The organism is Vibrio sp. ECSMB14106, from assembly GCF_000972265.1.
GTDB classification, from domain to species: Bacteria; Pseudomonadota; Gammaproteobacteria; order Enterobacterales; family Vibrionaceae; genus Vibrio; species Vibrio kanaloae.
This window is the reverse complement of record NZ_LAUM01000005.1, coordinates 28,704-40,201: the sequence shown is the minus strand read 5'-3', so window position 1 is coordinate 40,201 and position 11,498 is coordinate 28,704. Positions and strand designations below refer to the sequence as shown.

Annotated in this window: 12 protein-coding genes; 1 reads left to right on the top strand and 11 read right to left on the bottom strand. The window is 44.7% G+C overall.

Features of this window, described 5'->3' with window-relative positions:
• Nucleotides 1-44: 44 nt before the first annotated feature.
• The 11 genes from acpS to rpoE all read right to left on the bottom strand — a co-directional run bounded on the left by acpS (nucleotide 45) and on the right by rpoE (nucleotide 9,479).
• On the bottom strand, nucleotides 45-425 hold the full coding sequence (gene acpS, locus WR49_RS04980) for a holo-ACP synthase (protein WP_046223287.1): 381 nt from the start codon (nucleotides 423-425) through the stop codon (nucleotides 45-47).
• Nucleotides 426-519: 94 nt separating this feature from the next.
• Nucleotides 520-1,257 (bottom strand): pyridoxine 5'-phosphate synthase, encoded by a 738-nt coding sequence (pdxJ, locus tag WR49_RS04975; RefSeq protein ID WP_017056568.1) that lies wholly within the window; start codon nucleotides 1,255-1,257, stop codon nucleotides 520-522.
• Entirely contained in the window at nucleotides 1,254-1,982 is a 729-nt protein-coding gene (recO, locus tag WR49_RS04970) for a DNA repair protein RecO (RefSeq protein ID WP_046223286.1), read from the bottom strand. Before recO ends, pdxJ begins: the two co-directional genes overlap by 4 nt.
• Nucleotides 1,983-2,084: 102 nt before the next feature.
• Nucleotides 2,085-3,056, bottom strand: coding sequence for a GTPase Era (gene era / locus WR49_RS04965; RefSeq protein ID WP_017056566.1), 972 nt, complete (start codon nucleotides 3,054-3,056; stop codon nucleotides 2,085-2,087).
• The gene (gene rnc / locus WR49_RS04960) at nucleotides 3,049-3,726 is read right to left on the bottom strand and encodes a ribonuclease III (protein WP_017056565.1); all 678 of its coding nucleotides are present in this window, start codon (nucleotides 3,724-3,726) and stop codon (nucleotides 3,049-3,051) included. Before rnc ends, era begins: the two co-directional genes overlap by 8 nt.
• Nucleotides 3,727-3,752: 26 nt before the next feature.
• Nucleotides 3,753-4,649: a signal peptidase I gene (gene lepB, locus WR49_RS04955; protein WP_046223285.1), complete on the bottom strand. Its 897-nt coding sequence runs from the start codon at nucleotides 4,647-4,649 to the stop codon at nucleotides 3,753-3,755.
• Between the two features lie 244 nt (nucleotides 4,650-4,893).
• Nucleotides 4,894-6,687: a translation elongation factor 4 gene (gene lepA, locus WR49_RS04950; RefSeq protein ID WP_017056563.1), complete on the bottom strand. Its 1,794-nt coding sequence runs from the start codon at nucleotides 6,685-6,687 to the stop codon at nucleotides 4,894-4,896.
• 137 nt (nucleotides 6,688-6,824) lie between these two features.
• Nucleotides 6,825-7,295: a SoxR reducing system RseC family protein gene (locus WR49_RS04945; protein ID WP_017056562.1), complete on the bottom strand. Its 471-nt coding sequence runs from the start codon at nucleotides 7,293-7,295 to the stop codon at nucleotides 6,825-6,827.
• The gene (rseB, locus tag WR49_RS04940) at nucleotides 7,292-8,254 is read right to left on the bottom strand and encodes a sigma-E factor regulatory protein RseB (protein ID WP_017056561.1); all 963 of its coding nucleotides are present in this window, start codon (nucleotides 8,252-8,254) and stop codon (nucleotides 7,292-7,294) included. The genes WR49_RS04945 and rseB overlap by 4 nt, the downstream gene beginning before the upstream one ends.
• Entirely contained in the window at nucleotides 8,251-8,874 is a 624-nt protein-coding gene (locus tag WR49_RS04935; RefSeq protein ID WP_046223284.1) for an RseA family anti-sigma factor, read from the bottom strand. Before WR49_RS04935 ends, rseB begins: the two co-directional genes overlap by 4 nt.
• Nucleotides 8,875-8,900: 26 nt before the next feature.
• Nucleotides 8,901-9,479, bottom strand: a complete 579-nt coding sequence (gene rpoE, locus WR49_RS04930) for an RNA polymerase sigma factor RpoE (RefSeq protein ID WP_004739025.1) — start codon at nucleotides 9,477-9,479, stop codon at nucleotides 8,901-8,903.
• Between the two features lie 387 nt (nucleotides 9,480-9,866).
• On the opposite strand from rpoE, the gene nadB reads away from it, so the two are divergent.
• Nucleotides 9,867-11,483, top strand: coding sequence for an L-aspartate oxidase (gene nadB / locus WR49_RS04925; RefSeq protein ID WP_017056559.1), 1,617 nt, complete (start codon nucleotides 9,867-9,869; stop codon nucleotides 11,481-11,483).
• Nucleotides 11,484-11,498 lie beyond the last annotated feature (15 nt).

Here is an 11,498-nt window from a genome sequence, read left to right as displayed (position 1 = left end):
TTGCTGATTAATTAGGCACTAGATTTAGATTAGCGGCAACAGGTTTAGGATTCGAGTAATACCGTTGCCACAGCATAGTGGCGCTCATCCGAGATAGTGAGGTGGATCGACCTGGTTCCACTCGTATCGGCGATTTCACGAGCTTTCTTATGTAGGAGCAATACTGGCTTACCATGTTCATCATTTGAAATCTCGAAGTCATGAAAGGTCACACCAAGGGCAATCCCCGTACCTAACGCTTTAGACGCCGCTTCTTTTGCGGCAAAACGCTTTGCAAGGTAACGCCCTTTTTGCTTAATTTTCTGAAATACTTCAAATTCAGAACTCGTCAAAATACGCTGAGCAAAAGCGTCACCACTTCGTGATAGTGCCTTCTCTATGCGTTCAATTTCTGCGATATCGGTACCTAATCCAACAACAGCCATTATTAACCTTTACTATTCAACTTGTTACTACTCAACATACTACGACTAAGTTGTCGCTTATAGTTACCGCTTACCTAAGTTATCGCTTGCCTAACTACTTGTTATTACGTGCTGTTTCCATAACGGATTTCATGTCTGCAACGGCTCTGTTCAAGCCATCAAAGACAGCACGTCCCATTATAGAGTGGCCAATATTCAGCTCATAAATCTCAGGAAGCGCCGCAATAGGTGCTACGTTGTGGTAAGTCAGGCCATGACCCGCATTGACTGTGATACCAAGATCGTCAGCATAGCTTGCGCCAGCTGCAATCTTTTTCAGTTCATCTTGCTGATCTTCTTCTGTTTTCGCATCAGCGTAATGACCAGTATGAAGCTCAATGAACGGCGCACCACATACTTTAGCTGCATCGATTTGCTGACGATCCGCATCAATAAATAGCGACACCTTAATACCAGCAGCTGACAGTTTTTCCGTCGCCGTTTTGATCTTTTCAAGTTGGCCGACAACGTCTAAACCACCTTCAGTGGTCAGCTCTTCACGTTTCTCAGGAACCAAGCAAACGAACTCAGGATTAGTATCGAGTGCAATTTGAACCATTTCGTCCGTCACAGCCATCTCTAAATTCATTCGCGTTTGAATAGTTTCAGCCAGAATACGCACATCACGATCAACAATATGGCGACGATCTTCACGTAAATGGATAGTAATGCCATCAGCACCTGCACGTTCAGCTATCTCAGCTGCGTGTACTGGATCTGGGTATTTAGTCCCACGTGCATTACGTAGTGTTGCAATATGATCGATATTAACGCCTAAAAGGATTGAGCTCATTTTCCAATACTCCGTGCTCTAGAGAGGGCTATTGTTGGCATAAATAGCTCTCTGCTTTTTAATGGTTTGCTGCCAAGATACGGCTTTAAGGCTATGCGTGTAAAGCGTTTTGCTGCTTTTAACTGTTCTTTAGTGATAAACCTACGCTCGCTGATTGCGATAAGTTCATCGCCCATAAATGTCAGATTATCTCGACGCACTGAAGCAATAAAACCTTTCTGTTCTCGGTATCGATAAGTCATGTTTGGCGCGACCAGTTCACCGCTACCAGCGCAATGCAAAAAGTCGACGCCATATCCCATCGCGGATAGTAGAGCCAACTCAAAACGACGCAATGCTGGCTCCGGATTTTCATTATGGGCCAGTTCTGTTAAAGCATGAAGATAGTCATGAAAAAGTGCAGGCATTGGTACTTCGGCCATCAACACTCGACCAATCAGCTCATTCACGTACATCGCTGAATACAAGTTTATCCCCGTAAGAGGAAGCCCTAAACTAATTGGCTCAGCTTGACGTAAGGTTTTCATTGAACTGTTGCCAGACCACTTTAGCAATAGCGGCGTAAAAGGTTGTAATGCACCTTTCAAATTGGAACGCTTGCTTCGAGCGCCTTTAGACATCAAGGTCACCCGACCGAACTCTTCGCTGAAGACGTCCAAAATCAGACTCGACTCACTGTATGGTCGACGGTGCAACACAAAGCATCGATGTAAACCTTCGCTCAATCACTTACCCTTCTTACAGATACAAAAAGAGAGAGTTCGCACTCTCTCTAGAAATTATATTAAGTTCAACTTTCGTGATATCAGAAAGTGACGTTCAATATATTATAGATCGTCGATGTAACCTAATGAACGAAGTGCACGCTCATCATCAGCCCAACCCGATTTAACCTTGACCCAAGTTTCTAAGTAAACCTTACGGCCAAATAGATCTTCCATATCAATACGCGCTTCACGACCAATCGTTTTGATCTTCTCGCCCGCTTTACCAATCACCATTTTCTTTTGACCCGTTCGTTCAACAAGAATCAGGGCGTTGATGTGGAAGCCATCGTTGTCTGGGTTGTAATCGAAGCGCTCTATTTCAACCGTTACTGAATAAGGTAGCTCTTCGCCTGTGAATCTCATCAGCTTTTCACGGATAATCTCAGACGCCATAAAGCGCTGCGAGCGATCCGTCACGTACTCTTCAGGGAAGTGATGGGTCGCTTTTGGTAAATGCTCACGTACATGCTTACGCAGTACATCAATGTTTTTACCTTGCTTCGCCGAGATTGGCACAACATCAACGAATTCCATCTTTTTAGAGACTTCCATCATATGCTGCATGACGTTAGTACGATCCTGAACGTTATCAACTTTGTTAATACAAAGTACAACTGGGAAGTCAGTCTTCTTCAGTTTGTTCAGAACCATTTCATCGTCGTCAGTCCAGTGTGTTCCATCCACAAGGAAGAAGACTAGGTTCACATCACTCAAAGAACTGTTCGCCGCACGGTTCATCAAACGGTTGATTGCACGCTTTTCTTCAATATGAAGTCCAGGAGTATCAACAAAGATCGCTTGGTAATCACCCTCAGTTTCAACGCCCATAATACGGTGACGTGTCGTCTGTGGTTTACGTGATGTAATAGAAATCTTCTGCCCCAGAATATGGTTCAGAAGCGTCGATTTACCTACGTTTGGGCGACCGACAATAGCGATGAAGCCACAGTGTTGGTTTTCCGGTAGGCCTGTTTTTTTGCTATCAGATGAAAAGAATGCATCGATATCGAAATCTTGGTTGTTATCAGACATTGCTTAGTTGCTCTAATGCTGTTTCAGCAGCCGCTTGTTCTGCCTTGCGGCGGCTAGTGCCTTTACCGATAACAGGTTTATCCACACCTGCCACTTCACACTCAACCGTAAACTCTTGGTTGTGTGCTTCACCTTTAATATTAGTCACTGTGTAGACAGGTAGAGGATTTCTTCGACCTTGTAAAAACTCTTGTAGGCGAGTTTTTGGATCTTTTTGAGATACTCCAGGCTGAATAGCTTCTAGGCGAGATTGGTACCAGCTCAAAATAATGCGACGAACCGTCTCGGTATCACTATCTAAATAGACAGCACCGATGATCGCTTCAACCGCATCCGCTAGAATAGAATCACGACGGAAACCGCCACTCTTCAACTCACCTGGACCTAATTTTAAGTAATCTCCTAGTTCGAATTCACGACCTAGTTCAGCCAATGTATGACCACGCACTAGTGTTGCACGCATACGGCTCATGTCACCTTCGTTTACCTTAGGAAAACGGTGGTAAAGATCATCAGCGATAACAAAACTTAAAATTGAATCGCCCAGAAACTCAAGACGTTCGTTATGTTTACCTGCGGCGCTGCGGTGAGTCAGCGCCAAGTGGATAAGATCGGCATCATTAAACTGATAGCCAATCTTTCTCTCTAGTTTATCAATTGGAGAATTCATGCTCTCTCGATGTGTTAATTGATCGATTAATGAATCCCACCGATGCGATTAAAACGCACACCAGTAGGAATCCATGTTGGAAGTACACTGTCTGAACCATGTTCAAATTCGAAGCTGATCCAAATCGCAACGGCTTTACCAACAAGGTTTGCTTCAGGGACAAAGCCCCAGTAACGGCTATCGGCACTGTTGTCACGGTTATCACCCATCACAAAGTACTGCCCCTCTGGAACAACCCACTCGTTAACACCATTGCGAGGCTGATATGCTTGCACACGATCACGGCGTAATGGGTTAACTAAAATTTGGTGCTCTACGTCTCCAAGCTGTTCATTCAGCTGAATTAGAGGCACACCATCTTGAACAAATTGGCTTTCTTCAACGTGACTTAGTTTCACTGGATCACAGCTACTTGTACCCTTCGCTTGAATGCAGATCTCTTTACGACTGCTGTAACGAATGGTGTCACCCGGCATACCAACAACACGCTTGATGTAGTCGATACTAGGCTGAGGTGGGTACTTAAATACGATTGAATCACCACGTTCTGGTTTGCCCGTTTCAACCAGTTGAGTACGCCATACCGGGTCTTTTAGACCGTACGCGTACTTCTCTACCAAGATAAAGTCACCCACCAAAAGAGTTGGCATCATCGAGCCAGACGGGATCTGAAACGGTTCATAAATAAATGAACGCAGAATCAAAACAAATGCAATGACCGGGAAAATGGAAACACTGTTCTCAACCCACCAAGGCTGAGCCGTAACTTTTGCGCTCGTTTCAGCGTCTAGGCCTGTCGATTGTGCTTCAACGGCAGCCAGTTTCTGCTGGCGCTTCTTTGCCCACAACCACTTTTCCAACGCCCATACAATGCCAGTCACTAGAGTTACGATCACTAAGATAAGTGAAAATGTATTAGCCATTGATATCCCTTAAATTTCATTTCTTTAAAAATAACGAAAGTGAAAGAGTATAACCCTTTCACTCTACTTAATATTTCTAATTTGTATCAATCATGCTGACTAAATACTAGGAAGATTACGCAGGAAACATCGCTTAGTTCTAGGCGTAAAGTGCAGTGACTAGTGGACCTAATTGCAATCTTTGCAACAAAGAAATAAACGATTTAACCAGTAATGTTCAGCAGATAGTTAGTGCGATTGATACCTAGTCTTTTCCAACGTGAAGGATGGCAAGGAAAGCTTCTTGAGGCAGTTCAACGTTACCGATCTGCTTCATACGCTTCTTACCTTCTTTTTGTTTCTTAAGAAGTTTCTTCTTACGACTGATATCACCACCGTAACATTTTGCGATTACGTTCTTACGCAGTTGCTTCACTGTAGAACGAGCAATGATGTGGTTACCAATCGCAGCTTGAATCGCAATATCGAACATCTGACGAGGGATGAACTCTTTCATCTTCTCTACCAGTAGACGACCACGAGACTGAGCAATGTCTTTGTGCGTAATGATCGCTAGTGCATCAACCGTTTCACCATTCAACAATACATCTACACGTACCATGTTTGATGGCTCGTAGCGTTGGAAGTTGTAATCCAATGATGCGTAACCGCGAGACGTTGACTTCAGACGGTCGAAGAAGTCTAGAACCACTTCTGCCATAGGAAGATCGTACGTCACAGCAACTTGGTTGCCGTGGTAAACCATATCTACTTGTACGCCACGCTTCTCAACACACAGTGTGATTACGTTACCTAGGTAGTCCGAAGGTACCAAAATATTACAGCGTGCAATTGGTTCACGAATTTCTTCGAGGTCATTAACCGCTGGCAGTTTAGCCGGGCTATCAACGTACAGAACGGTTTTATCTGTTTTTACAACTTCATACACTACGGTTGGTGCCGTTGTGATGAGATCTAGGTCGTATTCACGTTCTAGACGCTCTTGGATGATCTCCATGTGAAGCATTCCTAAGAAGCCACAACGGAAACCAAAGCCAAGTGCTGCTGAACTTTCTGGTTCGTAGAACAGTGATGCATCATTCAGGCTTAGTTTGCCTAGTGCGTCACGGAAGTTTTCGTAGTCATCAGATGAAACAGGGAACAGGCCTGCGTATACCTGAGGCTTCACTTTTTGGAAACCAGGTAGACGTTCAGTACAGCCACCTTTAGCAAGCGTCAAGGTATCACCAACAGGCGCACCTAGAATGTCTTTAATGCCACAAACAACCCAACCTACCTCGCCAGTATTCAGCTCAGTGGTGTCGATTCGCTTAGGTGTGAAGATACCTAGACGGTCAACTCCCCAAACTTGGTCTGTCGACATGACTTTAATCTTGTCGTTCTTCTTCAGCTTACCGTTTTTGATACGTACCAAAGAAACTACGCCAAGGTAGTTATCGAACCAAGAGTCAATAATAAGGGCTTGTAGAGGCGCATCTGGATCACCTTCCGGTGGTGGAATAGCCGTTACGATGTTTTCTAAAACATCGTCAACACCTACCCCTGTTTTCGCAGAACAGCGAGTCGCTTCCATCGCATCGATGCCAACGATCTCTTCGATTTCTTCAGCAACACGTTCTGGTTCAGCTGCGGGTAGGTCAATCTTGTTCAAGATTGGCACCACTTCCAGCTCCATTTCGATTGCTGTGTAACAGTTTGCTAGAGTTTGTGCTTCAACACCTTGGCCAGCATCTACTACAAGTAGCGCGCCTTCACAAGCCGCTAGAGAGCGAGATACTTCATAAGAAAAGTCTACGTGTCCAGGGGTGTCGATAAAGTTAAGTTGGTAAGTTTCTCCATCTTTAGCTTTATAATCTAAAGTCACACTCTGCGCTTTAATTGTAATACCACGTTCGCGTTCTATATCCATAGAATCGAGGACTTGAGCTGCCATCTCACGTTCACTTAATCCTCCACAAACTTGGATTAAGCGGTCAGAAAGGGTCGACTTACCGTGGTCGATGTGGGCGATAATCGAAAAATTACGAATGTGCTTCATAGGCTTGGTATGACTAAACTCTTTGTATAGGGATAATAAGAAAGCCGCTATGCTTCCAACCTAATATTAGCATTGGTGGCGGCATTTCAATCAAGTTGGCAGATTCTACCCAATTTAAGGGCAAGACGCATCATAAATTAGACGAGAGACTCACCTAGAATTCGAATCAAGACGACTTCTTGCTTGGATTTGTCTTCCATTGGTTTGGCTAACCGCTTCGCCAAGGCAATACCAGCAGTGGTAAATAGTGCAGCACAGAGTATAACAACCCCTTCGCCCCCTTGGAGCAAGGGTTGTAACAAGAGCTGTCCAAGGCCAGCACCAATTATCAACATGAAAAGTGGGACGAGGTAAACAATAGCCGCCGACTGAAGCAGACTTTTTTCTGGGAAGCCAATCTCTACAATTTGTCCGGCTTTAACAAGGCTTTTGGTTTTAAACTGCCAAAACAAAGCTTTATTGCCAACGGCCTTGGTGACGATACCGGTTCCGCAGCTTTTTTGAGAAGAGCAACTACTGCAACTGGTTTGCTGTTCGCAGCTCAGTTGAACAAAATATTGCTTACCTTTTTGCTCGACTGAGCTAACGGTCGCCAGCGCGGTCATCATTGCACTGGTACCGAGTTATTGAACGTTACTGATTGAGCGATACGCTTAGCCGTTGCAGGCGGAATATCGCCGACTACAGATATTTCCCTGTTGCCCATCACTAAACTATGTAAGGTTCTGCGCCCTTGACGTACCAATTGCCCTTTCAATGAGTGCTCATCTTTGTCGGCGATATACACCGAAAAACTAAACAACCCATCACTGAAAAGTTGACTCTCAACCATTTTTTCGGTCACCGCCATTTGATAACGGCTAAGCTCTTTTGACTTAAATCCTTCAGGAATCCAAGAAGCTTGCCAGTTAGTTTCACTCACCAAGCCTTCTGGTAATGACAAAACCTTCGGCAGTTTAACTTGATTCAAGCCACCCATTGCTTCTGCGATCTTATCATTCACCACGTAAGAGATAGTTCGGTACTGTTCTAGCACTTCGCCATCACGATCCAAAAGATCGGCACGTAAAGGAAGATGAGTTTTCTCGTCTACCCAAACTACGTAAGAATAACGAAGGCCATCTTTCGGCACCACGCGTAATACTTGTGTTGTGCTCCCCGCTTCACGAGATCGCCCAACTTTTACGAAGTCGTAGTACCGGTTAAGAGAATCGATATCTCTATTAATCATCGGAATGACAGGGGCAACCATGCTACCAGACAAAATAGTAAATGGCTCAGTCCCCGGCTCGACGTAGCTAACTTCATTGCCACGTCGAATGACTTCACGCACAGGGCCACTGAGATAAACAAGGTGTGCGAGCTGTTGATCGTCGTTAACTGCATGACGATAAAGCAGAGGCTCAATACTGCTCTTCTTTATCAATATATAGGAGAGTTCGTAATTTAGATGCTGACTGGCCTCATTCATTTGATGCAATAACGCCTTTGCAGAGAGTTCTTCTGCAAAGGCTGTTGGAGACATCAAGCTGAACAGTGTCAGTGCACTGACCAGGATTTTCTTCATTCAATATCCGATTCTAAATGTGCATCTTCCATTGATGATGCGTCACCGTTTAATCTTAACTGCAGTTCATAATCTTCCAGCAATGCATGAACGCGTTTACGTTGTTCTTGTAAATTAGCCTCAGAGACAGGCTTAGAAACAGAGTCTCGCGTTAGGCTTACTGGTTCTGCAGAGCCCGCAAATGGAATCGTCTGTAGTACAGGTAACTGCTCTGGTGCTGCTGGATCGCTACCACCATACTGCTGAACACCTAATACAACCGCTAATGAAACACACGCTGCCGCGGCAACTTGTCCAAACTGTTGTAGCCATGCAGGAAGCTGACGTTTCGCTTGCTGAGGCTTTGGTTGCTCTTCGATTGGAGCAACCGTAGGTTCAACATTCACTTGGTGCAGGTTTGGCATTGCACTATGCGCAGGCTCGGCTTCAAGCTCCGCTGCCACACTGTCAGCAATGTTCCAATCTTTCGTTTCTGGCGCATCCCCACGCATCACGTCACCAATTAAATGGTAACTCTGCCAGGTATTCATGCTTTCTTGATCAGATTCAAGATCTACTATGAGAGCTTTATCGATCGTTTCACCATCCATGAGTGCCGAAAGCTTTTCTTTATCAGCCATTATTTTCACCATAATTATTACAAGTTCTAGCGTTGCAAAAGAGGTTTAATTTTCTTTTCCACCGCTTCACGAGCTCGGAAAATACGCGAACGTACGGTTCCTACAGGGCAATCCATTACTTCTGCAATCTCTTCGTAGCTCAAACCTTCGAGCTCACGCAGCGTCATTGCAGTTTTTAAGTCTTCTGGTAGCGCTTCAATCGCACCAAAAACAACTTGTTTCAACTCTTTTGACAGCGTTAAGTTCTCAGGGTTCGATATTTCTTTTAACGCGCTGCCTGTTTCGTAATATTCTGCATCTTCTGCATCTACATCCGTTGCTGGTGGCCTGCGGCCCTGGGCAACGATATGATTTTTAGCGGTGTTCACGGCAATTCGATACAGCCATGTATAGAAGGCACTCTCGCCACGAAAGTTAGGTATCGCGCGGTAGGCTTTAATAAAAGCTTCCTGTGCTACATCAGGTACATCACCGGAATTATTCACGTATCGAGAGATAAGATTACAGACTTTATTTTGATACTTAACCACTAATAAGTTAAACGCCTGCTTATCTCCACTCTGAACTCGCTCAATCAACACTTGATCGGTTAGCTGCTCGTTCATTCGAGCGGGTACTCCTATTGTTATAACCCTTACCTTCACAGATATGGGTACTAATTATGCGAAATGTAGTATTGACACCACCGTCTACAAGAGCACTATTGTGACTAAGCCAAATACTGAAAGTTCCAACTTTCTTAAAATTATTTGCCATTATTGTTTCACAATGTGATGTAATGAAAATAGCTATCCCTATCAATTTGGGAAAACTTGAGCAAAAGCAATGGTATTGAGCAATTAAATATTTCTAGATAGCTGTCTATATCTTGATTTTGCATAGCGTTTTAGGATGACTCAGAAGATTATAACAGTCTTACTGCAACTCCTAAAACAAGACAAAGTCAATTGAGTGTAGACAATTCGACTATAGCCCGGGATTTAATAAGTTTTATGAACGCAAACCGTGAACATCAGTGTGATGTATTAGTGGTAGGAAGTGGTGCGGCAGGCTTGTCATTAGCTTTACGCGTAGCAGAACATGCAAAAGTAATTGTATTAAGCAAAGGACCACGCAGCGAAGGATCGACGTATTACGCACAAGGTGGTATCGCCGCGGTGTTCGATGAGTCGGACAGTATTGAGTCTCATGTAGAGGATACTCAAATTGCTGGGGCCGGGTTATGCGAAGAAGATACCGTTCAATTCATTGCTGAAAATGCGAAAGAGTGCGTGCAATGGCTGATTGATGGTGGTGTTCCATTTGATAAAGATGAGAACAGCACGGAAGGTCAGCCAAAATATCACCTAACTCGTGAGGGTGGACATAGCCACCGCAGAATTCTGCACGCTGCTGATGCCACCGGCATGGCGATGCAAACTTCGCTACAAGATAACGTCAACAACCACCCAAACATCGAAATCTTCGAGCGCCACAATGCGCTAGATTTGATCACTGAAGATAAGGTTGGTGGTTCGAAAGATAAAGTTATCGGTGCCTACATTTGGAACCGTAACCAAGAACACGTTGAAACCGTGCGCGCTAAATTTGTTGTATTAGCAACAGGCGGCGCTTCAAAGGTTTACCAATACACCTCTAACCCAGATGTCTCTTCCGGTGATGGTATTGCTATCGCTTGGCGTGCGGGTTGCCGAGTAGCAAACCTTGAGTTCAACCAGTTCCACCCAACGTGCTTATTCCACCCAGAAGCGCGTAACTTCCTACTAACGGAAGCACTGCGTGGTGAAGGTGCCTACCTTCGTCGTCCAGATGGCTCCCGCTTCATGAAAGATTTCGATGAGCGCGGTGAATTGGCTCCGCGTGATGTAGTTGCTCGTGCAATTGACTTTGAAATGAAGCGCCTAGGTGCAGATTGCATGTATGTCGATATCAGTCACAAGCCTGAAGAGTTCATCACCACGCACTTCCCAATGATCCACACGCGTTTGATGGATTTGGGTATCGATATGACCAAAGAGCCGATCCCTATCGTACCAGCTGCTCACTATACTTGTGGTGGTGTGATGGTAAATAAGCAAGGTCAAACCGACTTAACTAACCTATATGCGATTGGTGAAGTGAGCTACACCGGCCTACACGGTGCGAACCGTATGGCTTCTAACTCACTGCTTGAATGTGTGGTTTACGCATGGGCGGCAGCCAAAGACATCGTTGAAAACATCGACCAGTCTCAGCTTTGTGCTGAACTACCAGCATGGGATGAAAGCCAAGTCACCAATAGTGATGAAGAGGTTATCATTCAGCACAACTGGCACGAACTACGCCTATTCATGTGGGATTACATGGGGATTGTTCGAACCGATAAACGACTAGAACGTGCACTACGCCGTATCCAGATGTTGCAACAAGAAACTCATGAGTACTACAGCTACTTCAGGGTTTCGAATAACTTGTTAGAACTGCGTAACTTGCTACAGGTTGCAGAGTTAATGGTTCGTTGTGCAATGCAACGTAAAGAGAGCCGTGGCTTACACTACACGTTAGATTACCCTGAGCTTGCAAAAGACAGTGGCCCAACAATTCTTACACCAGAGAAAACCCAATCGTAAATATGAGTAACAGAT